The organism is Pseudomonas sp. S2_F03 (genome assembly GCF_054668335.1).
In genome coordinates this window covers 5,346,065-5,371,018 of sequence record NZ_CP162759.1, presented here as the reverse complement: position 1 = coordinate 5,371,018, position 24,954 = coordinate 5,346,065, and the positions used below count along the sequence as shown (strand labels likewise).

At 53.5% G+C, this 24,954-nt stretch carries 20 protein-coding genes and 8 pseudogenes; 20 read left to right on the top strand and 8 right to left on the bottom strand.

The annotated features are described in order from the left end of the window. Positions 1–4 precede the first annotated feature (4 nt). The 4 genes and pseudogenes from moaE to AB4N76_RS25240 all read right to left on the bottom strand — a co-directional run bounded on the left by moaE (position 5) and on the right by AB4N76_RS25240 (position 2,230). A pseudogene (gene moaE, locus AB4N76_RS25255) lies at positions 5–465 on the bottom strand (molybdopterin synthase catalytic subunit MoaE). Beyond that, positions 462–713 carry a MoaD/ThiS family protein gene (locus tag AB4N76_RS25250; RefSeq protein ID WP_460163709.1) on the bottom strand — a complete coding sequence of 84 codons (252 nt, stop codon included), beginning with the start codon at positions 711–713 and terminating at the stop codon, positions 462–464. The pseudogene moaE and the gene AB4N76_RS25250 overlap by 4 nt, the downstream one beginning before the upstream one ends. Next, a pseudogene (moaC, locus tag AB4N76_RS25245) lies at positions 710–1,118 on the bottom strand (cyclic pyranopterin monophosphate synthase MoaC); the annotation flags it as partial. The pseudogene moaC and the gene AB4N76_RS25250, both read right to left, overlap by 4 nt. Positions 1,119–1,582: 464 nt before the next feature. Next, positions 1,583–2,230, bottom strand: coding sequence for a hypothetical protein (locus AB4N76_RS25240; RefSeq protein WP_460163708.1), 648 nt, complete (start codon positions 2,228–2,230; stop codon positions 1,583–1,585). Between the two features lie 926 nt (positions 2,231–3,156). On the opposite strand from AB4N76_RS25240, the gene AB4N76_RS25235 reads away from it, so the two are divergent. The 10 genes and pseudogenes from AB4N76_RS25235 to AB4N76_RS25190 all read left to right on the top strand — a co-directional run bounded on the left by AB4N76_RS25235 (position 3,157) and on the right by AB4N76_RS25190 (position 11,810). After that, a complete protein-coding gene (locus tag AB4N76_RS25235) occupies positions 3,157–3,837 on the top strand; it encodes a DUF3313 domain-containing protein (protein WP_046028131.1) in 681 nt (226 codons plus the stop codon). A gap of 147 nt (positions 3,838–3,984) precedes the next feature. After that, positions 3,985–4,447 (top strand): annotated as a pseudogene (locus AB4N76_RS25230) (hypothetical protein). Positions 4,448–4,464: 17 nt separating this feature from the next. Then, entirely contained in the window at positions 4,465–4,806 is a 342-nt protein-coding gene (locus AB4N76_RS25225; RefSeq protein WP_460163707.1) for a hypothetical protein, read from the top strand. 874 nt (positions 4,807–5,680) lie between these two features. Beyond that, positions 5,681–6,501: pseudogene (locus AB4N76_RS25220) on the top strand (winged helix-turn-helix domain-containing protein). After that, a complete protein-coding gene (locus tag AB4N76_RS25215; RefSeq protein WP_077430444.1) occupies positions 6,498–6,980 on the top strand; it encodes a hypothetical protein in 483 nt (160 codons plus the stop codon). Before AB4N76_RS25220 ends, AB4N76_RS25215 begins: the two are co-directional and overlap by 4 nt. Before the next feature lie 297 nt (positions 6,981–7,277). Continuing rightward, on the top strand, positions 7,278–7,541 hold the full coding sequence (locus AB4N76_RS25210) for a hypothetical protein (protein ID WP_109787042.1): 264 nt from the start codon (positions 7,278–7,280) through the stop codon (positions 7,539–7,541). Positions 7,542–7,713: 172 nt separating this feature from the next. Then, a complete protein-coding gene (locus AB4N76_RS25205) occupies positions 7,714–8,109 on the top strand; it encodes a hypothetical protein (protein ID WP_077430446.1) in 396 nt (131 codons plus the stop codon). A gap of 199 nt (positions 8,110–8,308) precedes the next feature. Beyond that, positions 8,309–9,277, top strand: a complete 969-nt coding sequence (locus AB4N76_RS25200) for a helix-turn-helix domain-containing protein (RefSeq protein ID WP_460163706.1) — start codon at positions 8,309–8,311, stop codon at positions 9,275–9,277. A gap of 355 nt (positions 9,278–9,632) precedes the next feature. Beyond that, positions 9,633–11,204 (top strand): EAL domain-containing protein, encoded by a 1,572-nt coding sequence (locus tag AB4N76_RS25195; RefSeq protein WP_460163705.1) that lies wholly within the window; start codon positions 9,633–9,635, stop codon positions 11,202–11,204. A 105-nt stretch (positions 11,205–11,309) separates the two neighbouring features. After that, entirely contained in the window at positions 11,310–11,810 is a 501-nt protein-coding gene (locus tag AB4N76_RS25190; protein WP_460163704.1) for an outer membrane beta-barrel protein, read from the top strand. 53 nt (positions 11,811–11,863) lie between these two features. On the opposite strand, the gene AB4N76_RS25185 is transcribed toward AB4N76_RS25190, so the two are convergent. The 3 genes from AB4N76_RS25185 to AB4N76_RS25175 all read right to left on the bottom strand — a co-directional run bounded on the left by AB4N76_RS25185 (position 11,864) and on the right by AB4N76_RS25175 (position 13,440). Beyond that, a complete protein-coding gene (locus AB4N76_RS25185; protein ID WP_046028153.1) occupies positions 11,864–12,322 on the bottom strand; it encodes a MarR family winged helix-turn-helix transcriptional regulator in 459 nt (152 codons plus the stop codon). Between the two features lie 145 nt (positions 12,323–12,467). Then, positions 12,468–12,920 carry an Ohr family peroxiredoxin gene (locus AB4N76_RS25180; RefSeq protein ID WP_460163703.1) on the bottom strand — a complete coding sequence of 151 codons (453 nt, stop codon included), beginning with the start codon at positions 12,918–12,920 and terminating at the stop codon, positions 12,468–12,470. A gap of 79 nt (positions 12,921–12,999) precedes the next feature. Continuing rightward, positions 13,000–13,440, bottom strand: coding sequence for an Ohr family peroxiredoxin (locus AB4N76_RS25175; protein ID WP_046028155.1), 441 nt, complete (start codon positions 13,438–13,440; stop codon positions 13,000–13,002). A 264-nt stretch (positions 13,441–13,704) separates the two neighbouring features. Here AB4N76_RS25175 and AB4N76_RS25170 point away from each other — a divergent pair, with 264 nt between their 5' ends. From AB4N76_RS25170 to AB4N76_RS25130, 9 genes and pseudogenes are all read left to right on the top strand, one after another. Beyond that, the gene (locus tag AB4N76_RS25170; protein ID WP_460163702.1) at positions 13,705–13,959 is read left to right on the top strand and encodes a hypothetical protein; all 255 of its coding nucleotides are present in this window, start codon (positions 13,705–13,707) and stop codon (positions 13,957–13,959) included. A 72-nt stretch (positions 13,960–14,031) separates the two neighbouring features. After that, positions 14,032–15,312 (top strand): annotated as a pseudogene (locus AB4N76_RS25165) (epoxide hydrolase family protein). Positions 15,313–15,557: 245 nt separating this feature from the next. Continuing rightward, positions 15,558–16,334 (top strand): ABC transporter substrate-binding protein, encoded by a 777-nt coding sequence (locus AB4N76_RS25160; protein ID WP_077430450.1) that lies wholly within the window; start codon positions 15,558–15,560, stop codon positions 16,332–16,334. 92 nt (positions 16,335–16,426) lie between these two features. Continuing rightward, positions 16,427–17,116 (top strand): ABC transporter permease, encoded by a 690-nt coding sequence (locus AB4N76_RS25155; protein ID WP_046028160.1) that lies wholly within the window; start codon positions 16,427–16,429, stop codon positions 17,114–17,116. A 14-nt stretch (positions 17,117–17,130) separates the two neighbouring features. Continuing rightward, positions 17,131–17,829: an ABC transporter permease gene (locus tag AB4N76_RS25150; RefSeq protein ID WP_046028162.1), complete on the top strand. Its 699-nt coding sequence runs from the start codon at positions 17,131–17,133 to the stop codon at positions 17,827–17,829. An 8-nt stretch (positions 17,830–17,837) separates the two neighbouring features. Then, positions 17,838–18,951, top strand: a pseudogene (locus AB4N76_RS25145) (succinylglutamate desuccinylase/aspartoacylase family protein). 18 nt (positions 18,952–18,969) lie between these two features. Further along, a pseudogene (locus AB4N76_RS25140) lies at positions 18,970–19,733 on the top strand (ABC transporter ATP-binding protein). Positions 19,734–19,851: 118 nt separating this feature from the next. Beyond that, positions 19,852–20,759, top strand: a pseudogene (locus AB4N76_RS25135) (MurR/RpiR family transcriptional regulator). A 137-nt stretch (positions 20,760–20,896) separates the two neighbouring features. Then, complete coding sequence (locus tag AB4N76_RS25130) at positions 20,897–21,604, top strand: CatB-related O-acetyltransferase (protein ID WP_046028167.1); 708 nt, start codon at positions 20,897–20,899, stop codon at positions 21,602–21,604. A gap of 749 nt (positions 21,605–22,353) precedes the next feature. On the opposite strand, the gene AB4N76_RS25125 is transcribed toward AB4N76_RS25130, so the two are convergent. Continuing rightward, positions 22,354–22,950, bottom strand: coding sequence for a hypothetical protein (locus AB4N76_RS25125; protein WP_139348060.1), 597 nt, complete (start codon positions 22,948–22,950; stop codon positions 22,354–22,356). A gap of 871 nt (positions 22,951–23,821) precedes the next feature. Here AB4N76_RS25125 and AB4N76_RS25120 point away from each other — a divergent pair. Next, complete coding sequence (locus AB4N76_RS25120; RefSeq protein WP_460164640.1) at positions 23,822–24,733, top strand: AraC family transcriptional regulator; 912 nt, start codon at positions 23,822–23,824, stop codon at positions 24,731–24,733. Positions 24,734–24,954: the final 221 nt, after the last annotated feature.

Sequence of the window (24,954 nt, the reverse complement as noted above, 5' to 3'; positions counted from 1 at the left end):
TGATTCAGTCAGGAATGCCGCGATCCCATCGTTGTGCCGCCTCGCGATCACTGTCACGGGCCTCGACCCACTGCGAACGATCGGCCACCTGTTCTTTTTCCAGAACGGTGCGCGGGTTTTCAAGTAATCCATCACGAACGCACAGGCATCGAAGGCCGCCTGCCGATGAGCACTGCTGACACCGACAAAGACGATCGGCTCGCCCGGTAGCAGTTCGCCCACCCGATGAATGAGCACCAGTCCAAGCAGCGACCAACGCTGCCGGGCTTCATCGGCAATCTTGCCAAGCGCTTTTTCGGTCATGCCGGGGTAATGCTCAAGAAACATTCCATCGACTTCGTTCCCGGCATTTAAGTCCCGCACATAGCCGACAAAGCTCACCACGGCGCCCACACTCATACTCGACGCCTGCAGCGCGTTGATTTCGGCACCGGGGTCGAAGCCCGCGGTCTGAACTCGAATCACCGCCTCACCCCTGTCACGGTGGGGAAAAAAGCCACTTCATCACCGTCGCTCAACGGCTCGTCAAGCCCACACATGTCCTGGTTGCGAGCGCACATGAGATTGTGTTCGGCCAGGACTTGCCAGACTCCGCCACGATGAGCCAAATGTTCACGCAGCTGGTTAAACGACGCGAATGCACCTTCAATGGTTTCGCCATCGACGCCCAGCGTTTCGCGATAACGCGAAAAATACAAAATAGTCAGTTTCATTGGTCCGGCGCCTGATACCGACCGCTCTTTCCGCCCTGCTTCTCCAGCAAGCGCACAGATTCGATCGTCATGCCCCGGTCCACCGCTTGCACATGTCATACAGTGTCAGGGCCGCCACACTGACCGCCGTCAATGCTTCCATCCGACCCCTGTTTGCCCGGCCACTTTGCACCGCGAAACAATGCGCACACGATGTTCGCCTCGAACACTCAGTTCGACGGTGACGCTACTCAAGAACAGTGGATGGCACAGCGGGATCAACTCGCTCGTGCGCTTGGACGCTTGAATACCGGCAATGCGTGCGACCGCGAAGACATCGCCTTTAGGGTGACCACCCCGGACAATCAACTGCCGTGTTTCGGTTTGCATCCGTACCCAGGCTTCGGCCACCGCCTCTCGGCAGGTCGGGGGGGGGGGGGGGGGGGGGGGGGGGGGGGGGGGGGGGGGGGGGGGGGGGGCCCACGCTTTTATCGGCCGGTGACATCAACCATCCTCGCGTGCCCCTGCGAGTCGAGATGGGTCAGCATTCCTTCATTCATGAGCGTTAGCCTTGTACTGGGCCCCAGAGGTGCCGGACGGATTCGGGAAGCCGTCCGGTCCCTTGGATATCGGCTTATGAGCAGAATACAGAGCAGGCGAATACACGCGGTTGACACCAATCAAGAAACCCGAGAATCGGTGATGACGCAACGGCGTGCCATTGAGGGGGACTGCTGAACGTTTTGCCCGACCACTGAGGTGGGTCCGGCGTTCAGGTTTTCGGAGCTCAAACGACGAACCTCCGGGTGCAGGCCTGATTCAGACTTGCACCCGGAGGTTCAGTGGCTTTCGGACGGGGCTCGTGCGCAAGACTTACGCGCAGAACCGACTTAGCATGCGTTTGCTACTGTCCGCAGAGGCGCAACGGCGTAGTCCTGTTGTCTTGCTCGCTGAGTCAACACCAGCATTGCCAGGAAGCCGAGTGCAATCAGTACCGGATAGGCCATCAACAGTTCGGAAAGCGAATATTTCCAGGCCAATGGGCGATCGACGCCCAACATGGCGGCATACATCCAGGACACGGCTGACAGCGAGCCGCAGAACAGCGCCATCATGCGTGCGCTGAATCCGAGATGGAGCAAGGAACCGGCCTTTTGCAGCGCTGGCAGCACCAGGCGATGCAACAAGACGCCGTTGTAAGTCAGCAGTGTGACGATAATCACTTTGGCCTGCAGCTTTGGATTCATGAAGTAATTGGCACCTTTTTCCAGGTAGTCAATACCGACGATAGCGGCACCGGTTACCCACAAAAATATCAATGCGACGACGACAGACTTCTGAAGACTTTCCATGTGAGCATTATCATGCTCGCTGAATGCCTTTCGTTTTAACAGGTCTTTCACCATCGCAATATCACTGGTCAACACCAAACCAATAGCGACACAACAGGCCACCAAATGGACGTAAACAACACCTAGACGCAACAGCTCCATAAATTCTTTATTTTCGAGCAGGCTCATGATTGTATTTATCGCCACGGTATTCTCTCCAACTTATTCAGCAGTAAAGATCAACTATCCGCGGGTTATCATTTATTAATAACCCTGCACAACCTTACTGATACAAGACAAGCCAAATCATAAACTTGGCAATGTTAACCTCATTGATTTGCCTGGCAAATCAACGATCGATTTGTGTGCTGCCTCCTGATTTTCGGATAAAAAAATCCTCATCTGCATTCAATGCATATGAGGTTCAATTTCCACTTCTTTTTTGCGGCTACACGGGCAGGTCATGGCTGACGTGCTGAAGAATCAGAGGCCAAAGACGCGACAATGTTCATTTTTTAGGCAAAAGCCCGACAAACGGTGTGGAAAACGGAAACGCAGACATCGACATTATTGGATCAACTTTCCCGTCAGCCCGTATGGCAACTGGGCTGCTTGTTTACATGAACTTATAATATTGTCTCATTGGATCCATTAGTTGCTACTCCACCACAACACCCGCAAGAGAGAGCGACTCTCATCTAGAGCCACTTTCAACTAAACAGTCATACTTTTTACATCAAAAAAACGCACTTGATAATCGACGCGAGCAGTAATGGGTGAACACCATCAGTCCGGGCACCCTTTTCACCCATCAGGCGCGGGAGAAATTGAGCGGCCCACGTGGCGAAGACACGCGGCTTATGGGCTCCGAAGGCACATTCATTAGCGGCAGCGATATTTTGATGGCGCGGGGCTTCACGGCTCGCGCAGCCCCATGGCATGAGGTCGGTCACGCTTTCTCGGTGAAACTTAATAGTTTTTAAGGGTTATTGATTCGGATTATCCAGCGGCTGCAGGCAGCATCCGCCCCGCATTGACCGACGTGCAAGCATCAGCTTTGTTTCGCTCAGGTCGGTATCGGGGGGCCAGGTTGGAACCTGAATGAAAACTTTCATCACATGAGAAAAAAATACATGACCATGTCGAACAAATGGATTGCGGGTATTGCCCTGAGTTGCGTGTTTCAGGTCGGCTGTGTCTCGAAGGTCGCAGAGCAAGAACAATTTTCGGGCTTCCTGGCCAATTATCAGGGTCTGGAAGAGCAAACGACACCGAGCGAAAAGAAAGTGCTGCGCTGGATAAAGCCTGGGTTTGATCCTCACGCCTATTCCACTGTCGTGTTCAAGCAGGTAGAGCTGTACCCGGCACCGAAACCGACCGATCGCATCAATCTGCAAACCCTGCAAGACGTACAGACTATGGCCAGCAACAGCGTCCGGAACGCCTTCGCGCCCTCCTACACGATTGTTTCGGATGCACGACAAGCACCGGCCGGTTCACGAACTTTGATCTTACAGGCGGCGATCACCGAGGTCGGCGCCAAGAACGAGGGCATGCATTGGTATGAGGCGGTACCGATCTCGGCAATCGTCGGGGCAACACAAGCCGCCACCGGGCATCGCGACCAGACTGCCGAGCTGTTTATCGAAGCCGACCTGATCGATGCCAAAACCGGTTTGCCGGTCGCCAAGGTGGTACGCAAAGTGTTCGGCGAGACCTTGGATAATGAGAGCCAACCCATTGCCTCCAAGGACTTCAAAGCCGCGCTCAAAGACATGACGAGCGACATGCAGGCACTGCTTTCCAAGCAGTAACAACCGCGGGATACTCCATCGCACACGCTGAATCGCGGCCATTCATTGTCATGAATTGCATTGCGAGCAGACATGCATGGGGTTTTTTGCGTCTGGCCTGATCAAACCGTCAGGCCATGTAACGACGACTAACGAGAGTCCGACTTGATGAAAATACTGACCTCAACCTTATCGGCCTTTGTACTGCTCGCCAGTTCTGCTGCATCGGCGGTGACGGTGGTGCCACTCAAAAAGCCAGACGTCCCAGACAATCCAGCAAGACACCAGCGCCTGCCAATCACAGGCCAATGCTCAATTCCCGATACAAAACACAGTGCCATCCGGTGGCCGGGTAAAAGGCGCTGCCACCGCCGCTGTCGCCGGAGCCACCGCAGCGCAGGTTCGGGGCAACCAACATGACAATGTCTACGACCAGATCGACGACGATACCAAGCAAGACTATCGCCAGAACCGTGCCGGAAGCGCCGCAGCTGCCGGCGTGGTGATCGGGGGATCAAGACAACGTCAGGAACGCAGACAGAACGCTGGAACCACCGAGCAAAGCATCGCCGCCAACAACTCCGTGTACAGCAGTTGCCTGCAACAGCGTGGCTACAACGTTTTGCCTTGAACTTGAGGACCCTGTCGATGCGTCTTTTATTTATCCCAGTAATGACCTTTAGCGCCCTGCTATTGGGCGGTTGTACTAGCGCTCCGAATGACCCGACCTCAACGTTGCTAACAGACAAGTCGCCCGAACAATATGTCGATTGCGTCGTCCCGAAGCTGGAGAACCATGAACTCAATCCTGCCGTGTCCCACAGCGAGCACAGTTCCAGGGTCGTGGTGTCGAGTAAAGTAGCCGTAGACAAAGTGCTTGAGACTTACAAGACACAAAAGGGTGGCAAGGTTTATCTGTACGAGCGTCAACTGCTCGTCTCAACCTTCATGCCCTCCAGCTTCGAGCGCGCCGCACTGGAATGCCTGTAGTCCTGAAAGACACCTTGGTGTCCTGGGTGCACACGCAAAGTGGCAGGTTAACGCTACAGCGTCACAGATGAGTCGATGTAATTACCCGGTCATGAGCGCCCCCCACGTTTCCCCCTCCCTCTGAAATCGTTTTCTCCCTTCCCTACACCTGCCCTGCCCTCACCTGCACTCACTCAACTATCCGCCTCCAATGGCCTGGAGGCGTGTCTTCAACCTCCCGGGCCTGGGGGCGCTGGTTCAGGCTCCGTCACCCTCATGGGGCTCTATACGCGGCGCAACAAGACATAAAAAAACCCCACGTCCGCAATGAAGGGACGTGGGGCAAAGGGATATGAAACGAGAGGTGAGGATCGTTTGCGCCACGACAAACAAACCACGAAAGCAGTTTGCGTCCACGCTCCTCAAAAACCATTTAAAACTGCCGTGAACCTGATGCAAAGTTAATAAGTATCAAAAATGATTGTTAGCCATTTGAGGCGCGCCAATCCGTTGTCATTGATAATTTACAAGCGCAATCAAGCGCGTAAAGTGACAATCAAAGCCTGTCGCGCAAATGGGAATCAGTTCAGCCGAAGTGTAACATTAGGTTAAAATTGTAGGCCGTCCCGCCCCCGGCCTCGCACTTTTCGGATAGCGCGAATGACGCGTACCCAGCATCATCATTGCCCCCGATTGAAACCCCGTGGATTACCCTTGCTTGATTCCAGTGATATTTTTGATGGGCTTTTCCAGCACTGTCTAGTGGCTCACTCTGCACCTTCTGCGCTTGCCCGCTCATAGCCTTTCATCTCTCCGGCAAGACTGTAACGCGTCAAATCCAGCCTATCAAAACCGTCTCTATACTCAGCCAGAACCACCTGAACGGAGGACCCCCATGCACTACGCCTTCAAGTTGAAAAATGGTGCCATGGCTCTTTCGACCCAGACACCGCCTTGCTTTCCATCACGACACCCTATGGAGATGTACAAAACTCCACGATAGGTAGAGCTGAATCCCGTCTACTGGACCTGCTGCTCAAGGAACCCGGTCAGACCAAAAGCCGTGAAGAGATCATCGACTACACCTGGAATGACCGCGTCGTTGCATCGGGCAGTTTGAATCAGGCTGTTTTCTCCCTTAGAAACATTCTCAACGACAGTCGGGACCATGAGATTTTGATGACGGTTCCTCGAAGAGGATATTGCTTCAACCGTCACTATGTCGTCGATGCACAGGCAGACTTGCCGACGCCCGCAGAAGAAGCCGGGCAACCCGTTGCGCCTGCCATTGAAGAGCCTGCGCCAACAAAAACCGATGAAATTCTGGTGCGCCCAGCGGAAACTAAAAAATCAACTTACATTACAAAAATCCAGTCAGTCGGCTATGTATTGACCTTGGGGGTATGCGCCTTCACCGGTTTCCACTCTGGATTCGACACACCCAAAATAGAAATCTCAAGCGTTAAACAGAACGAATTAGTCATCCATGCCGTTGGCCACAGTGTCGCGGAAGCTGAAACACTGAGGGATCTGTCAGCTAAGCAGGTACAACAGTTTTCACCTGATTTGAAAGGGCAGGTCTGGTTGAATTTGTTTAAATCAAACTATTCCGTTTCATGTGTTCGCCCGGACCTAAGCACTGCAAACTTACAATTGAACAGCAACCAAAAAGACCTCGCATTGATTATCCAGCAATGTTTGGAGGCAACCCTATGAAGCCAAAAATACCTGCAATTTCACACTGGATAGTGCTTGGCATCATCAACGCCGCCTGTATTTTTTCGTTGAACTATTCGCCGTCCTACTACATGGAAAATATCAGTTATCAAACCATTACCCGTCAATGGCTTGAAGATTCCAACCAACTCAACACTGAAGAATACCTAACCATTGGCCACGGTCGGCTGACACAAACCACTCTGGAAAGCCTGAACGGAAAAATTCGTAATGCAACTATCTCCGCGGATGTCATCCGGGAAAGCAATCATCACGTTCAGATAAGAATCAGCAGCGTCAAACTTAGCCAGGACAACGAACTGTTCGCCATTGAGAAGACGCCGGATCTTTTTTTCAGACGCCAATATGTTTTACAGGAAGGGGCCGTTTTAAATTACGAGCTTATCCCTACCACCGAAAAAAACGCCGTCTGTTTCTATGTGCATGAACTTGGTCGCTTGCGTTGCATGAACCACTAATCCATCTCCAGAAAGGCCTTCACGTTAATTTGACCTGACACAGACATTGATACACCTGAGTCCAATGAAGTTGATTCAAACAAAAAATAATAATTACTAATTTGAATCAAACGCCCTCCCCCGTCAAAGTCGCCCCTCTAAAATTCCAAGCGCCGTGCCTTCTGCCACTCAGCAGATAGCCGGCTCTGCACTTCTCCAAATAAGCCTCATGACATTCGGTCAAGTTATGTTTCGTTTAAAACACCTTTCCCTGAGATACCAGGGGAAAACATACACTTTTTGCGAGCCGTCAATTCGATGATAACCAAGATCCTGGCAGCTCTGTCTCTGGCTGCAATACCCCTGCATTCGCTGGCTCACGATGAGTACTCTACCGGCAGCACGGAAATTGAATTCTATGAAATAGAAGTCAGTCCGAACGAGAAGCTGAAACTGTCGCACTTGAAAATCCACGCCGAGAATGAATTCCATGGCGACGAGGGAGAAGCTGATAATCCACTCCCTCCTCCCACACAAAACTTTACCAATGAGCGACAAGCGTTTTCGCTCACCCCGCTTTGATAAGTGCTCGGGCCGTCATCTGCGAATAGAGCGGCTACTTGAGCATCCCAAATATGAGTTTTTGACTTTGATAAGTCGCCTGGGAGCACGACTATCCACAGGCCAAGCCGTGGCGGTGATGCGGCTGACACTCTGCTCTGCCTGAAAAATCATTAATAAGGAAAGCACGTCAATGCAGCTAAAAAACTTCGCAACCGCATCGTTCGGTGTACTGCTTTCTCTCAAGGCCATGGCCTATGACGAGGAACCTTGCAGCGCCGACCAGACACGCATCGAAAGCAATCAAAAAATGCTGAATGATGAAAAATCTCGTTACAAGATTTGCACAGACTATCGTGCTGATGATTTTTTTGCCTTTGATGCAGCTGCCCTCGGCCCAACAAGTGAAAAAACGGCCATCTTTGGTTCGAAAATAGCGCCGGGCAAACTTCAAAGCCTGCTGGATTTACCAATAAGCGATGCGTACGTATTTTCAGCTGCACTGGAGCTCATACCCGAGTCATTGACATCGATGCCTAAAACAAATGATAACGACATCGAAATCGATTCAAGTGTCGTTGCCTCATAGCCCATACCCCGAATGAGAGGATTTGGGAGTAACAAGATTGTTAAATCTCAGCGTCTGGTTTTCCGGGCGTCGCTGTCAAGGAGCGGTCAAATGGATCACTCGTCAAACTCTCTCGATCGGGTTTCTTTAGCTACTGACACCGCCGCCCCTGACAGCCATTGCCTGGCACAATCCATTTAGTTGAAGAGCGTTAAATTCCATGAGCATCCCTGATGAAGTCTTTCATATAACCTCTACTCCTGCGGACAACTCCAATAGAACGATTGGTCGCTGGGAGATGAGCCTCACCCCATCAGAGCATCAAGCAAGCATTCGGCAGCATAAGCTCATTCATAGCCCGAGACTCCAATGCAGCAGACTGGAATTTGATTCAGCGATCACGCTCATTAGCTCTGTTCCTGATGGCTTTGTAACCTTTGCCATTTCACAGGCTTCTGTAGGTCGGCCAACTGTAAACAATCATGAATTGCGCCCTAACGAAATCATCGTGCTGTATAGCGGTGAACCCGTGCATTACACCTGCGAACCGAATGAAACTCTTTTTACCCTGACCACGACGTTGGAACATTACGAGCAGTGCCTCGAAAATCACTCAACTATCGACGTTCTTGCCTATCGAAAGGAACACCGCTTTCAGGCTGCCAATTTCAAATTAATGCAATCTGCCATTCAGGCCATCAACGCCTACTGCGTGAACGTCAATGACCCGCCTTTAAAACAACGTGGCTGCTCAGAAATTTCAGCCATTGAAAGTGCGCTATTGATTTCGCTACTTCAGGCGCTGACACCTGTTGGTACCTTGGCGCTTAAAGTTCCGACGAGAAGAACGGTCGCAATAAAAGCAATAGAATACATTCACAAAAACACGAAAAAGGCGCTTAGCATGAAGGCGCTGGTAAAACAGCTTGAAACGACAACTCGCACTTTGCATCATGGCTTCGTCGAAACATTCGGTATTTCGCCGATCGCCTACGTAAGAAATTTAAGACTCGCCAATGTCCGCCGAGACTTGATCCGTAAAACCTGGCCAACGGTTACCGAAACCGCAATGTATTGGAACTTCCACCATTTAAGCCGTTTTTCCAAGGCGTATCATGACGCTTACGGTGAAACCCCTTCAGTAACGGCCAGGCGCAGCTCTGCAAAACTGGCATCCTCCAGCCGCTGAATATTTAAAGCCACGGCTGCACAACTCTTGATCGAGAAAAATCTGACTCATGCGGATCGCTGCAGGACTTTTCATGCCCTGCAGCTGACGCACCTTTGAGCAGCAGAAACATCAAAAATAACGATCAATAATTTTCATTCATCCCTCTTAATTGCCACTATTTCTTATTTCTAACTCAAGGGGATAAGTATGCGCTATCGATTAAACTCACTGCCGCTCAAACAGAAAATCATCTTTTGTCTTGCTGCCTACTTGTGTGGTGTCGCGTTAGCCTGGTTGATTGACGGTTAATCTCCCCCGCTGTTACTTCCCAAGCCAGGTCTCGCCAAGTCAAATAATGTTTTCCGGAGTTTTTATGATCGCAGCGTATAAAGCCTCGTTTAGAAAATACACCTTAGCTTTATGCGCAATGGCTGCAGCGGGTTCAATCGCATGGTTTTGTTCCGGGCAGCTTGCAGAGAATACTTTTGAGCAGCGCTTGAATAACGTTCACGACGATTTCAGTGCCGCTCAAGTCGAACCCAACACGCAAATCGATAAAGCACTGGAAGCCCTCGGCCGTTTTGATCGTTCAAGCCAGGAATGCTCCAGTGAGCAGTACTCACAAATAGCGGACACGGTGAAGAACTTTCGATTTATTTATCAAGCGGCAGTCCAACTTGAGAATGGCAGGATCTGCTCATCCTACGGGCAAAAAATCACATCGGTGTCAGCGGGAAACGAAAGCAACCGGATCCTGGTTAAAGGGCGAACCTATGAGATCAGTTCCGACCAGGCCACCTCAGCGGATACAGACTTCATCATTATTTCGCAGCAATCAGCATACGTTTGGGTCAACAAGGAAATACTTCTGGACAATATGAACCTTCCGGAAGAGGTGCAATTGGACCTGCGCGGTCCAGGCGGTATGGCGTCCATTACCTCTATGAACCGCCAGCCCCTGAAGTTGCAAGAGCCGTTTCCCCTTGAAGAACTTGTCACCACGACAGACAAAGCCTATGTCGCCTTTCCCAACAACCGTAACGAACTGATCTCAGTCCTCTCAGTTGCGCTGAGTGACCTGACAGCGCTCAGATGGAAGTTGTTCGTTGTTCTGGCGTTCATGCTGGAAGCGTTGGTCTACATCGCATGGCGGATTCACAGCTATTACACCTCCACCGTCGTTCAGTTACGCAAGGCCACAAGAGCGAACAAACTGAACGTTCACTACCAGCCTATTGTTAATTTGAGGACAGGACATCTGGTCGGCGCCGAGGCGCTGTCTCGCTGGAGCCTCAAAGGAGCCGTGATTCCGGCGGATGTATTCATCGCGGCGGCAGAGAAGTCCGATTTGATTTGCGAGCTTACGCGCTCGGTCATGCGCCAGGTCGCGGAGGATTACAGCACCTATTTTTGGGCATGCAAGGATTTCTACATTGCGGTGAATCTTTCCGCTCAAGACATTCTCGATCAAACCTTTCCAGACTTTGTGGCCAGCATCATGGCTACGTACAACCTACCGGTGTCTGCCATCGTCTTTGAAGTCACGGAAAGAGCCTTGTTAGACCATGAAAGTGCATCCATTCAATTGCACCGACTTCGGGCGTGCGGGCATCGGATTGCCATTGATGACTTTGGCACCGGCTATTCCAGCCTCTCGTTCATCGAGTCAGTGCCTGTCGACATGCTGAAGATAGATCGTTCATTCATCACGCAGGACAAAATCGCCGCCAAGGACGCCTTGTGGCGACACATCACCCACATTGCCAAGGCGCTAAAGCTCGAGGTCGTCGCCGAGGGTGTCGAAACTCAACAACAACTACCGCACCTCGCTTCAGAAGGCATGTTGTTGGCTCAAGGCTGGTTATTTTCTAAAGAACTCCCCGCACATGCGTTGGCAAGACGTTTCTTTCAATGCCCTGCGAGCCTCAATCCTCAGACTGATTGAAGTAACCCAGAAATATAAATCAATGACTTCTATCAATCTGCGCAGTCACCCAAATTCTTGGCGAACATCTCACAATCGACAACCTGTAGAAGGACTCCACCTCACATGCTATTTCGCAACCTTGCCTGCGCTACTCTGCTTTCGTTGCTGTCTTTTCAGGCACTCGCGGACGACAAAGGTTTGTATCTTGGAGCTGGCGTAACCAACATTGAAACCGACAAATCTCACCTGAGCGATGAAGACAACAGCTATAAAGGTTTTGCCGGCTATCGTCTCAACGGTTATCTGGCCTTTGAAGGTGCCTTCGTTGATCTAGGCCAATTCGAGGACAAGGATCTTGATTTCGATGGCAAATCTGTTCAGGCCGCCGCCCATATCGGTTTTCCGCTGGGAGACCGGCTGCGAGTTTTCGGTAGCGTCGGTGCTCACGCCTGGGATGCTGATGGCAATGCCAGCGATGATGACACTGGCGTGGATCTGACCTACGGTGCGGGCATTGAGTTTGATGTATTCCGCAACATTGGCATCCGCGCGGAATATGAAGTACTGGAGGTCGGCGATATCGACCTGAATCAAACAACGGCATCTGCCTACGTTCTTTTTTAACGCCAACTTGAATTTGAGCGACCCTGCTGGTCGCTCAATGCACTCCCTGCCACTTACTCCCTGTCTTTCGTCGTGCGGATGAGATTGTTCCGCAGTTTCACAATAGCCTTCTGCATTTGTACGAAGTCTTCGGGATCAAGTCCGGTTTGCGGAAAGCCATCTTCGGTCAGGCCTTCACGCAGTTGTCGCCCCTCTTTTGTGAGTCTGATCCGCACTTGCCGCTCATCTTCCGGGTCGCGCTGGCGCAGCAAATAACCCATCGCCTCCAACTTCTTCAGGATTGGCGTGAGGGTATTGGATTCCAGGAACAGCTTTTCGCCAAGGCTGCCAACGGTCTGGTTGTCTTCCTCCCACAGCGCAACAAGAGTGATGTATTGCGTGTAAGTCAGGCCGAGCCGTTCGAGCATAGGCTTGTAAGCCTTGCCAAAGGCGAGGTTGGAGGAATAGACCGCAAAACAGAGGAAGTCAGAAAGCTTGAGATCGAGGGCGGAAGTCTTCTTAGCGGGTTTCATGATCATTCTCTGTGGCCAAAGACGTTTGGGGTTGTATGGCTCGACTATACATCGCATGCGATGGTATCGGAAGTGCCAACCCTTCTGCCGTTGTTATCTGGCCGGCTCACCAGGGATGCCCCTGGTGAGCCGGCTGTTTGGTGCTTCAAGCGGTAAGGACGTTAATGGCAACATCAATGTTGCCGCGTGTTGCCTTGGAGTAAGGGCAGATTGCATCGGCGTTGTGCGCCAGTTCGGTCGCTACCCCCTCTTCCAGACCCGGCACACGCAGAGTCAGTCGGGCCTGGAGGAAGTAGGCCGCGCCGGTCTGACCCAGGTCGACTTCGATGTCGACGGCCGTATCGGCCGGCAATGTCACCTTCATCTGCTGGGCCGCCAGCCCCACTGCTGCGATGTAGCAGGCCGACCACGCTCCGGCGAACAGTTGCTCGGCTTTCGGGTGCGGCTGAACGCCCGTAAACGCGTGTGCCAGTGCGCCGCCGCCGGGCGATGACAGTTCGATGTCCACGTTGCCGTTATGCCCGCGCGAGGTGCTGCCTGCACTGCTCAGGGTTGTGTGGGTTTTACCGCTGGCGAGTACTTTTTCGATATTGCTCATGATGATTTCCTTCAGGTTTATAGTTTGCGATGTTCGCATGCGCTTGTATCGCACGCGATATTAGTGACACGTCCAGGATTCACGCCGTAATAACGTTCAGGGCAACGTCGATATTGCCGCGTGTTGCTTTGGAGTAAGGGCAGATGGAATCGGCGATGTGCGCCAGTTCGGTCGCAACATCGTGTGCCAGCCCAGGCACGCGCAGGGTCAGTCGGGCCTGAAGGAAATAGGCCGTCCCAGTCTGGCCCAGGTCGACTTCGATGTCGACGGACAGATCCGCTGGCAACACGATATTTCGCTCCTGGGCCACTAGTCCTACTGCCGCGGTGTAGCAGGCCGACCACGCACCGGCGAACAGTTGTTCGGCTTTCGGGTGCGGCTGGGTGGCGGTAAACAGGTGGGTCGGTTGGGCGGAACCGGGGGACGACAATACGATATCAAGGTTGCCGTTATGGCCACCGACACCGCTGTGGGTGGTGTGGGTTTTGCCGGTAGCCAGTACTTTTTCGATTTTGCTCATGGATGTTTCCTCGGGACTTCATATTTGCGCGATAAAATCGCATGCGATACGTATAAGTAAAAAAAATGCCTTTTATCAATCAGCGGAGGCAGTGATCCAGTTGTTGCCGTTGTGACCATGGGAAGCGTGATCGCTGAAGTGAGAGATTGTGTAGCGGCTTCCGGTGTTCATGGCTGAATCTCCAACGGCAAAGGTTGTGGTCGATTGTTATCGCTTTCGATCTGATCGCATGCGATGTATTAATACTCAGCCAAAGCCCCAATCATGTCAAAGATTATTTTACGACTCGGCGATGAGCGGTACATGCGGCTCATCGCCGGGGCCGAACCGCTGGTTGCGCGATTCGGATCGCTTTCACGATCGCTGCTGGAAATCCTGCACATCAGTTCCGAGACGGATTACCTGACCATCGAGCCCGGCATGCTTCCCGGCATGAACCCGGGAGTGCATGAGAAAGTGTTTGGGTCATTCCATAAAAACACTGTTGCGCGACCTCAATATCAAGAGCAGCCTCAGTGACAGGTTCTACCTCGATACGCCTCTCATGATGAAGGTTGTCGGACACACTCATCATGGCCCTCAAGTGAGGAAATGATGATCAAGCATTCATCCGTACTCGCCGCCATTGCGACGGCTATCGTACTTGCTGTTTCGCCCTTCATCAGCGCCGCTGACGCCGACAGCAGCAAATCCATCCGCGCCTTCCACGTCGATGTTCCGCAACAGGAGCTTGTCGATCTGCGCAATCGAATTGCAGCGACACGTTGGCCGGACAAAGAAACGGTGACCGATCGCTCTCAAGGCGCACAACTGGCCAAGCTGCAAGAGCTGGTTCGCTATTGGGGCACAGACTACGACTGGCGCAAGGTCGAAGCGCAGCTCAATGCCTTGCCGCAGTACACAACCACCCTCAATGGCGTAGACATCCACTTCATCTGGGTTCGCTCGCCAAACCCGAACGCGATGCCGCTGCTCATGACCCACGGTTGGCCAGGTTCTGTGCTCGAGTTCCTCAAAGTCATCGGGCCGCTCACTGATCCGACAGCGCACGGGGGCAATGCCACCGATGCATTCGACGTCGTGATTCCGTCGATTCCAGGCTACGGTTTCTCCGGCAAGCCGAATGGCACAGGTTGGGATCCGGACGCTATCGCGCAGGTTTGGGCGCAACTGATGCAACGTCTCGAGTACACCCATTACGTCGCCCAGGGTGGCGACTGGGGTGCTCCGATTACCAGCGCAATGGCGCGCCAGGCTCCGCCCGGCTTGCTTGGCATTCACCTTAACTTGCCAGCCACAGTACCGCCGGAAGCGGTCGCGGCGCTCGCCGCCGGAGGTCCCGCGCCAGCGGAATTTCCGGAAGGAGCGCGCGACCTTCGACGCCCTTGCCACGCTCGTCAAACAGGGCAATCTGGCTTACAGCGCGATGATGGCCGCGCGGCCACAAATGATGGGCTACGGCGTATCCGACTCCCCGGTATTCCTAGCGGCGCTTATGCTCGTGCACCCAGGTTTCGCCCAGTGGACATACGGCGCCGACCCTCAACAGTCACCGACGAAAGATGAGGTGTTGGACGACATCACACTGTACTGGCTCACGAACAGCGCTGCCTCCGCAGGACGGCTCTACTGGGAAAACATGGGACGCAGCCCGCTTTTTCGGCGGCCCAGAAGACTGCTGACATTTCATTGCCGGTGGCCGTCACGGTGTTTCCACAGGACGTCTACTGCCCTCCCGAGTCGTGGGCCCGGCGCGCCTATCGCAACTTGATCTACTTCCACCAAGCCGCCAAGGGCGGTCATTTCGCGGCCTGGGAACAGCCGCAGCTGTTCACCGAAGAACTTCGTGCGGCGTTCCGAACGTTACGCTAGCCGACCTGAAGAACCTGAAAAAACGGGCGCCTTATCGGCGCCCGTTTTCGTTCAAGGGGTCGGTGATACATCGCTGTAATTACCCTCTCCCCGGACTGCCACTTGTCGCCCATATTGATATGTTTTTTTTCACTATATTGATTTATGAAATATTGTGTGCCAATCATAGTCTCGCAAACCGGCCCACCTCGCCAGATCGGTCGGCCGTTCGTATCACCCAAACGCCCCTCCAAGGAGTCAACAATATGAACAAGACAGAACTTCTAGGTGCTCTGGCACTGTGCGCCGCAAGCTTGCTGGCACACGCCGACGAAAGCAGCTTGCGTATCGGTATCGAAGCCGCCTACCCGCCCTTCTCCTTCAAGACGCCAGAGGGTAACGTCAGTGGTTTCGACTACGACATTGGCAACGCGCTGTGCGAAGAGATGAAGGTCAAATGCGAGTGGGTCATCCAGGAATTCGACGGCATGATCCCGTCGCTGAAAGTGCGCAAGATCGATGCGGTGCTGTCATCGATGTCGATCACTGAAGACCGCATGAAGTCGGTCGACTTCAGCAAAAAGTACTACCACACGCCGGGCAAGTTCGCGATGAAGGCCGGCAACGTGATCAACGACCCGCTGGTCGATCTCAAAGGCAAGAAGCTCGGCGTGCAACGCTCCTCGACCTATGACCGTTTCGCCACCGAGCAGCTTGAGAAAGTCGGCGTCGAGGTGGTGCGCTACTCCTCACAAAATGAAGCCTTCCTCGATCTGGCTGCAGGTCGCCTGGACGCCACGCTGGCAGACATCGTCAACACCGATGAGAGCTTTATCAAAACACCATTGGGTAAAGATTTCGCACTGGTAGGGCCGGACATCAACGACCCGAAATACTTCGGCAGAGGCGCCGGGATTGCAGTGCGTAAGGGCGACAGTGCAAACGTTGCACGCCTGAGTGCGGCGATTGACGCGATCCGCGCCAATGGCAAGTACCAGCAAGTGATGGGCAAGTACTTCGCCTTCGATATCTACGGCGAATAAGCCCTACCCGAAACCCCGGCGCCGGCCCCTTGCGGGCGCCGCTTTTGGACTTGTCTCGTGCGCCTCCCGGCGCTCGCTTGAGGAACTTCATCATGCTTCACGGCTACGGATCGAGCATTCTCGATGGCGCCTGGCTGACCATTAATCTGGCCCTGACTTCCATGACCCTGGCCATTTCCCTGGGACTGATCGGCGCGGCCTTTCGTTTGTCGCCGTTTAAATGGCTGGCGGTGTTGGGCGAAGGCTATACAACCCTGATTCGCGGCATTCCTGACCTGGTGTTGATCCTGCTGATCTTCTACGGCGGCCAGGATCTGATGAACCGCATTGCCCTCGCACTCGGTTACACCCAGTACATCGACATCAACCCCTTCATCGCCGGTGTCTGCACCATGGGCTTCATTTTTGGTGCCTATCTTTCGGAAACCTTTCGCGGCGCCTTTATGGCGATCCCCAAAGGTCAAGGCGAGGCCGGCGCGGCTTATGGCATGAGTGGCGCTCAGGTGTTCTGGCGGATTCTGGTGCCACAGATGATTCGTTTCGCCATTCCCGGGTTCACCAACAACTGGTTGGTGCTGACCAAATCCACCGCGCTGATCTCGGTGATCGGTTTGCAGGACATGATGTTCAAAGCCAAAAACGCAGCGGACGCCACTCATGAGCCGTTCACGTTTTTCCTCGCGGTTGCCGCGCTCTATTTGATGCTGACCAGCGTGTCATTGCTGGTGCTGCGCTATCTGGAAAAACACTACTCGGTCGGCATCAAAGCCGCCGAACTGTGATTGGGAGCACACCCATGATTCTCGACTACAACCTGATTTGGGAAAACCTGCCGCTGTATTTCAATGGCGTGTTGGTGACCCTGAAAGTGCTGCTGATTTCCCTGGCCGTTGGCCTGCTGCTTGCGGTTCCTTTGGCGCTGATGCGCGTCTCCCGTTCACCGCTGATCAACTTCCCGGCCTGGCTCTACACCTACGTGATTCGCGGCACCCCAATGCTGGTGCAATTGTTCCTGATCTATTACGGGCTGGCGCAGTTCGAAGCGGTGCGTCAAAGCGCGCTCTGGCCTTACCTGTCCAGCGCGACCTTTTGTGCGTGCCTGGCCTTCGCGATCAATACCAGCGCCTATAGCGCGGAACTCCTGGCCGGCAGTTTGAAGGCCACGGCCCACGGCGAGATCGAAGCCGCCAAAGCCATGGGCATGTCGCGCCTGACTTTGTACCGCCGCATCCTCCTGCCATCGGCCTTGCGCCGGGCGCTGCCGCAGTACAGCAACGAGGTATTGATGATGCTGCAAACCACCAGCCTGGCGTCCATTGTCACGCTGGTGGATATCACTGGCGCCGCGCGAACCGTCAGTTCGCGCTTCTATCTGCCGTTCGAGGCGTTCATCACGGCCGGCCTCCTCTACCTGGCCCTGACCTTCATCCTGGTTCGTCTGTTCAAACTGGCCGAGCGCCGCTGGCTGGCCTATCTGGCACCGCGCAAGCACTAAGGAGCGTTATGAAGCACATTCAATACCTTTTTGCCGTGGAGTGCCTCGGGCACAGAGCGAAAGTTGTCGCTGTTTCGTTTTGGCAGCGGACCGCGCAAGGCCTACATCCAGGCCTCCTTGCATGCCGACGAGCTACCGGGGATGCGTGTCGCTGTTGAGCTCAAGCGCCGTCTGCAGGAACTGGAAGAGCAAGGTCGCCTGAACGGGATAATCGAGTTGGTGCCGATGGCAAATCCGATTGGTATTGCCCAGATGTTTCAGGCCACCCATCAGGGGCGCTTTGAGTTCTCCAGCGGGAAGAATTTCAATCGCGACTTCCCGGAACTGACCGAGTCCGTAGCGCAGCAAGTGGAAGGTCAGTTGGGCGAGGATGCCAACGCCAACATCGCACTGATCCGTAGCGCCATGCGCGACGCACTCACCCACCTGCCGGCAGCGACATCGGAGCTCGATGGTTTGCGGCGACTGTTGATGCAGCATGCTTGTGATGCCGATGTGGTGCTGGACCTGCACTGCGACTTCGAGTCGATCATGCTGCTGTATGCAATGCCGCAAAACTGGCCGCGCTTGAGTTCATTGGCCGCCCGCCTGGACGCTGAGGTGGCCCTGCTGGCCGAGGCGGCGGGAGGTAACGCTTTCGATGAAGCCTGCGCGATTCCCTGGCTGCACCTGGCCGAGCGCTTTGCGCACGCCAATATTCCACTGGCATGCGTGGCCACCACCATCGAATTGCGCGGCATGGCTGACACCGAACGAGAGCAATGCGTCGACAGTGCGCAGGCCATTCTTGGCTATCTCGCCGACCAAGGCCTGATTAGCGGAGTCTGGCCCGCCGCGCCACCGAGTCGTTGTGAAGCGACACCGTTCGCCGGTGCGCAGTACGCCTATGCGCCGCATCCGGGGGTGGTGAGTTATCTGCAACCGTTGGGCGCCCACGTCAAGGTCGGCGATCCGCTGTTCGAAGTGCTAGATCCGCTGACCGATCAACACAGCGTGGTGCACGCCAGCACCGACGGCATCCTGTATGCCCGCGAACGCCTGCGCTTTGCCCAGCCCGGTTTGTGGCTGGCCAAAGTGGCCGGCAAGTCCCCTATTCGCCAAGGCCGTTTGCTCAGCGATTGATTCCAGAGAGTTGAAACCATGTACAAACTTGAAATTCAGGATCTTCACAAAAGCTACGGCGCCCATGAAGTGCTCAAGGGTGTTTCCCTGGAAGCGAAGGCCGGTGATGTCATCAGCATCATTGGCTCCAGCGGTTCCGGCAAAAGCACCTTCCTGCGTTGCATCAACCTGCTGGAGCAGCCCAACGCCGGCAACATCGTGCTCAATGGCGAACAGCTCAAACTGGTGACCAATAAACTCGGCGGGCTCAAGGCTGCTGAACCCAAGCAGCTGCAACGCATGCGTTCGCGACTATCGATGGTGTTTCAGCACTTCAACCTCTGGTCGCACATGAGCGCCCTAGAAAACGTCATGGAAGCCCCGGTACATGTGCTGGGCATGAACAAGAAAGAGGCCCGGAAAAAGCCGAGCACTACTTGAACAAAGTCGGCGTGGCGCACCGCATGGACGCCTGGCCCGCGCATATGTCGGGGGGTGAGCAGCAGCGCGTGGCGATTGCCCGTGCACTGGCCATGGAACCTGAAGTAATGCTGTTCGATGAACCGACGTCGGCACTCGACCCGGAGCTGGTCGGCGAAGTGCTTAAAGTCATGCAGGATCTGGCACTCGAAGGACGCACCATGGTGGTCGTGACCCACGAAATGGGCTTTGCCCGCGAGGTCTCCAATCAACTGGTGTTCTTGCACAAGGGCCAGGCCGAAGAGCGTGGCAACCCGCGCGAAGTGCTGGTCAATCCTCAGTCCGAGCGTCTCCAGCAGTTTCTGGCCGGCAGCCTGAAATAATCACCGGCTCGCTCACCACTCCTTGGCCTGGCGATGCACAACGAGGTTCGGCTTCGGATACACTCCAGCCAACCTTGTGCCAGGCCTTCCCTAACCCTTTGGAATTGTTGAGCCGGATATGCCGACCCCTTCGAAAAACACCACGGTCTATGCCGCGCCGGTGATGCGCAAACTGGCGGAAATCGTTTCCGATTTACCGCCGTCACTGCGCAAGGTGGCGGATTTTATCCTGCGTCACCCGCTGAGGGCCGCGACGCTGACCATCGAAGAAATGGCCCATGAAACGTCCACCTCACCCGCAGCGGTCAACCGTTTGGCCAAGGCGCTGAACCTGGGTGGCTATACCGGCATGAAGTCCGAACTGGTCGCGACGTTGCAGCAGATGGTGTCGCCGGTCGACAAACTGCGCAACGAACTGGCGCATCGTCCTGGCGCGCGTTTGGCCTGCATGAACAAATTCAGAGCGCCACCAGCAACCTTGCCGCGGCGGCGACCAACAACCATGCAGACACCTTTGAGGCGTTCGTCACTCGCCTGACCAAAGCCCGCAAAATTTACATCCTGGGTTTTGGCAACAGTGTCTACTTCGCCGGTCTCGCGGCCTCAACCCTGATGCCCTTCTGTGCGGACGCCACCGCCATCAGCATGGAGGGCGGCAACGAAAACGCCGCTTACCGCCTGGCTGCAATTACCGATCAGGACGTGCTGCTGGCTATCTCCCTGCCGCGCTATTCCCTCGACACCTTGCAACTCGCCCGTTTTGCCAATGAGCGCGGGGCTTCGGTGCTGGCAATCACTGACTCCCCCGCGTCACCTCTCACTCGGCGTTGCCGAACATGTTTTATTTGCCCCTGCCGACCATCCGGTAATGACCAGCTCAACATCGCTGTGCTCGCTTTAATTGAAGGGTTGGTGGCGGGTGTGATGGCGCGCAACAAAGAAGCCGTCAAGCTGGCGACCGAACTGACTGAAAGCGTCATGTCTTACCTGCATATCCCTTCCAGCAGCAAATCGCCGAAAAAGTGATATCGCTATGGAACAGTCATCATGAGCGCCTGGAGTAGCGTCAAAACATTTCATCTCCTCTGCCGATTCATTTAGACTTTGCGATTGGCTCATAGGGCCATGCCATGCCCTATAACGGATATCCAAGTTAAATCCTTATGAAAAAAATAATTGATGCCGTTCGAAATCATTATTGGAAAAAATGGATTCGCAAGCATAAATGCAAAGTGGCAGGCGGCCTATTGTCATTGCACAAGAGGTCGACACTGACACTAGAAGAGGAAGTATCTCTAGGGCATGTTGTTATAGAAGCGAAAAATTTAAAGATCGGCGCTCATACCTATATCAGAAGTGATTGCGTGCTTTCGGCGGTATCCTCTATCGGCAGGTTCTGCTCTATTGGAAGCGGCTGTTTTATCGGACAGCAAAAAAGCTCACATCCGTCAGACTGGCTCAGTTCACATCCTTTTCAATATACCGATACGCATTTGTCTTTCGACCCCGACGTTGCTGATATAACGATTGGGCATGACGTTTGGGTGGGGCACAGTGCGATGATCCTTGAAGGGGTTACCGTAGGCACAGGTGCGATTATCGCAACCCGCGCCCTGGTTGCCCACGACGTGCCGCCCTACGCGATAGTTGCTGGGGTCCCTGCAAAAATCATCAAGTATCGACACGCGCCCGAGGTCATTGAAGAATTGCTCGCCAGTCAGTGGTGGGAGTGTGATGTCGGGTTCCTCCAGACGTTACCGTTGAACGACCCTAAAACCACTTTGCCTCTATTGGCTGTCCAGCATAAAGAAAAACATGCTGACTATAAGTCCATCCAGATAACACGCAAAAAGTGCAGCGTTCTGTCCTGAACAAACCGCCTGGAAAAACCGGGCGGTATCAGACGTATCTCTGACAAGCCCCCCTCGCCAAATCACCCACCGGACATCGACAGCAAGCCATTATCCAGTCAAACGATCGTGCTTCTGATTCCGCCAGGGTTTGGCGGTCAGCATGACAAGGCGGGCTGGCGTAGCGTCTGATCGCGTCTTGCGCCGTCATAAATCTATTTTTGATAATTATTAATTTCCCATCCCCTTCCCATCAGTTTGAAATGCGCTTCGATGAGGTTAGCCATACCTGTCACGTGTTGGTTTTGATGGATGCCTCGAATGCAGTCAAACCTGCATTTTGGAGAGATTGTCCTCATCACAATTTGTGTTGTTTCTCCCTGCGTCTTCACCCAAGACACGCAGACGAAAGAACACATGCAGCACTTCGATTGTTCCAGATTCGAGACTGCGCCAAGCCACCACACGGAGGGATTCCAGAATGCTGATAAAAATCGAGAAAGCGAGCACGCCGGAAGGCTGGAATGTATGGATGAACGAGTGGTGCGTTAAGTTTCGCAGCTATGCACAAGCGTTGGCGTTCGTGAACAGATTGGAAGGCAGGATAAATGCATCACACACCTTGCCTGTTAGCGTAGACGCCCTTGAATTGGAACCGTCTTAACCTGAGGCCACCCTGACTTCGGTGAACTTGAAGCATAAAAAAGCCCCGCTCTCTGGCGGGGCTCTCAATATGCACGCATTAGCGGGCATCCGACGCTAGCTTACACTCAGGCGCAATCCGTAGCCGCAATCGAAACCGACGAACCTTGGAAAACGGCGAGCTCGCCCCGCATAACTTCGTAAAGATGTTGCGAAATAGGGGTGAAATCGTCGCCAGTGAAGACAGCGGGACCACTTGCAGCTGAGTGACTGATTACCGTTAACTCGCCATTCTGCTCATTAACCGTAAAGCTGAAATGGATGTGAGCCTTGGGAAACTGATCTACTGCTTCGTCAATAACGACGTTGATTGAAAAATTCATCCCATTTAAACCGACAACCAAGTCCTCGACCGTCCCTAGCCTGAACTCACCTCCCTCTAGCCGGCCAACCGAAATGTAAGGCATTTGCTGGCCATCGAGGTCCGTGAAAGACCAGGTCGGAATTTCCAGAAAAAGAACGAGATTTTCGTAGATCCCCTGTACTGCAGAGCGTAAAGCCTCAGCTCTCCCCTGTTCTACATTGGAAGGCAGCGTGTATTTCTCGCGCAAAGCTCCAAATCTAGACATCTCTTCCGCACATCCATTCGGCTGATTGAGGAGCCTGATACTCACACAAATGTGCGTAACAAAAAACCCGGTGCGACGACCGGTTTTTGGGGCCACGTCTCGCTGCGTTTACAGCAATACATGCGCCTATAAAAACAAATTTGTTCCGTGCGAAAAAACTTTTTATCAAATGACACGCGCTGACTGTTTAGAGGTGGAAACAGGCGTGAATGGGGAGAAACCACCGTCTATGGCCGGGCATCGACGTTTTGAGGCTGAAATAGGTGTAAACCTATTTCAGGACTCGACATTTTTGATCAAGTGCATGTTCGCGTCGCCCGACCAGGCTACTGTATTTACACACCGTCCGAGTGGGAGGCAGCCGGTCACCAATGCATTGCATGTATACAATTAAAACCAACAACTTTCATGAGTGAATACAAGCATACTTTTTAGCAAATGAGATTCAATGAAGCTTCGAGCACCTCACGCGGCAATGGCGCGTCACTAGTCAAGACCTGTTTATCCTGAGTATATCGGAACGAAAACACCAGAAGAATGCCCTCTAACCTAGCTTCGTCGATGTATGGAAGCGGCTATTAGGGTGGCGCATAGTCTCTATGGACCATTTGAAAAAAAGCGCATCCGTGCTAAAACCAATGTATTCAATATTATGTATTTTCGGATTCAATTAATGCGCACGACTCGTGTAATCGATGATTCGGCCCAAGGACTGGCGGCGCAGAACGGCCGCGAGGTGCCAGGCGCTGGCTCATGGGCGCTACGCTCTTTTGCTCGTCATGTGTCAGATGTTCGCCAGCGTAGCCATGCGCCAGCTTCAGGAACGATAGCGAGCTAATATGCCCTCCAAAAAATCATCGTTAAGAATGGGCGGGCCTGGAGAAATTAGCACAAGCCCATTCCGTCGATTTCCGGAAGTAGTTGACGCGATAGGGGTTCCTCGCGAGGCGTTTTCAAAGACGCGGGTATCAGCCTTGAGCAATTTGCATATGAAGACAACCATCTCGCCTACATGGACGTTGCTCGCTTGTTCAACACGGCATTCGAACACACTCAGTGCCCCCATATTGGCCTGTTGATCGGTGAGCGCTTTTCGCTGGATCATTTGGGTCCGGTGGGTCAGCTTATGCGTCTTGCGACTACACCAGGCGATGCATTGAACGACCTGGTCGGGCATGCCAATCTCTATGATCGTGGCGCGACCCCACTCCTTCTTCCCTTGGCGGGCCAACACAGTTTGTTGGGATATGTCATTTATCGCCACGACCTGCCCAATCAATCATTACTTGTTGACACTGCCGTCATGGTTGGCCTCCAAATGCTGCGGGCCTTATTAGGCGCTAACTGGACGCCCGCTCGCGTGCAGTTTTCATATCGCAAGCCATCAGACATCACCCCGTACGTCAGAAAATTTCGCTGTAACATTCAGTTCAATGCAAGCATTTCCGGACTTGTAATAAACAATCAGAAACTCCGACAAATTCAATGTACGGCGAATCCACGCTTACACCATCTGCTTAAACTGGCTATTTCGACCGCCACGTCACATTTGACGATTTCAGAACAAATAAAGAGCCAGACATACGCTTTATTATTGAAAGGCCAGGCGAATTCCAAGCACATCGCCAGTCAATTCTCATTGAATGAACGAACGCTGCGACGCCGGCTGGATGCGGAAGGTTCTCACCTCAAAGAACTGATCACCGACTCCAGAAGCAACTTCGCGCGGCAGCTCTTGAAAGATACCGATTTGCCGATATCCACAATCTCTCAGACCCTTCAATACCAGGATCCAAACGCCTTCTCCCGTGCCTTCAAAACGTGGACAAATACGTCACCACAGCATTGGAGAGATGGACTGGAGGTCGCTTCCATTTAAGGGTGATCCCACTGTTTCCACACACCCGTGATACCACGCGTCGGTGTCCGAAAATGCAAGATGCCTTTCTGATGATTGCCGTAAAGTGAACGCGACAACAGGCTAACTGCAAAGCTGATCTTCGGCTTTTTGTGCTGTTCATGAGGCTGGCGATTAGTTGCACCTGCGGTTGGAGTTCCGCGCAGACACTCAAAAAGCCGCACGAGTAAAAGACGGCGCCC

What these genes read in the sequence shown, in the direction of transcription:
- AB4N76_RS25250 (WP_460163709.1), bottom strand. Translation starts at nt 713, where the DNA reads ATGAAACTGACTATTTTGTATTTTTCGCGTTATCGCGAAACGCTGGGC.
- AB4N76_RS25235 (WP_046028131.1), top strand. Translation starts at nt 3,157, where the DNA reads ATGACCATGTCGAACAAATGGATTGCGGGTATTGCCCTGAGTTGCGTG.
- AB4N76_RS25175 (WP_046028155.1), bottom strand. Translation starts at nt 13,440, where the DNA reads ATGAGCAAAATCGAAAAAGTACTGGCTACCGGCAAAACCCACACCACC.
- AB4N76_RS25190 (WP_460163704.1), top strand. Translation starts at nt 11,310, where the DNA reads ATGCTATTTCGCAACCTTGCCTGCGCTACTCTGCTTTCGTTGCTGTCT.
- AB4N76_RS25210 (WP_109787042.1), top strand. Translation starts at nt 7,278, where the DNA reads ATGATAACCAAGATCCTGGCAGCTCTGTCTCTGGCTGCAATACCCCTG.
- AB4N76_RS25200 (WP_460163706.1), top strand. Translation starts at nt 8,309, where the DNA reads ATGAGCATCCCTGATGAAGTCTTTCATATAACCTCTACTCCTGCGGAC.
- AB4N76_RS25170 (WP_460163702.1), top strand. Translation starts at nt 13,705, where the DNA reads ATGTCAAAGATTATTTTACGACTCGGCGATGAGCGGTACATGCGGCTC.
- AB4N76_RS25225 (WP_460163707.1), top strand. Translation starts at nt 4,465, where the DNA reads ATGCGTCTTTTATTTATCCCAGTAATGACCTTTAGCGCCCTGCTATTG.
- AB4N76_RS25155 (WP_046028160.1), top strand. Translation starts at nt 16,427, where the DNA reads ATGCTTCACGGCTACGGATCGAGCATTCTCGATGGCGCCTGGCTGACC.
- AB4N76_RS25150 (WP_046028162.1), top strand. Translation starts at nt 17,131, where the DNA reads ATGATTCTCGACTACAACCTGATTTGGGAAAACCTGCCGCTGTATTTC.
- AB4N76_RS25195 (WP_460163705.1), top strand. Translation starts at nt 9,633, where the DNA reads ATGATCGCAGCGTATAAAGCCTCGTTTAGAAAATACACCTTAGCTTTA.
- AB4N76_RS25130 (WP_046028167.1), top strand. Translation starts at nt 20,897, where the DNA reads ATGAAAAAAATAATTGATGCCGTTCGAAATCATTATTGGAAAAAATGG.
- AB4N76_RS25180 (WP_460163703.1), bottom strand. Translation starts at nt 12,920, where the DNA reads ATGAGCAATATCGAAAAAGTACTCGCCAGCGGTAAAACCCACACAACC.
- AB4N76_RS25185 (WP_046028153.1), bottom strand. Translation starts at nt 12,322, where the DNA reads ATGAAACCCGCTAAGAAGACTTCCGCCCTCGATCTCAAGCTTTCTGAC.
- AB4N76_RS25205 (WP_077430446.1), top strand. Translation starts at nt 7,714, where the DNA reads ATGCAGCTAAAAAACTTCGCAACCGCATCGTTCGGTGTACTGCTTTCT.
- AB4N76_RS25160 (WP_077430450.1), top strand. Translation starts at nt 15,558, where the DNA reads ATGAACAAGACAGAACTTCTAGGTGCTCTGGCACTGTGCGCCGCAAGC.
- AB4N76_RS25215 (WP_077430444.1), top strand. Translation starts at nt 6,498, where the DNA reads ATGAAGCCAAAAATACCTGCAATTTCACACTGGATAGTGCTTGGCATC.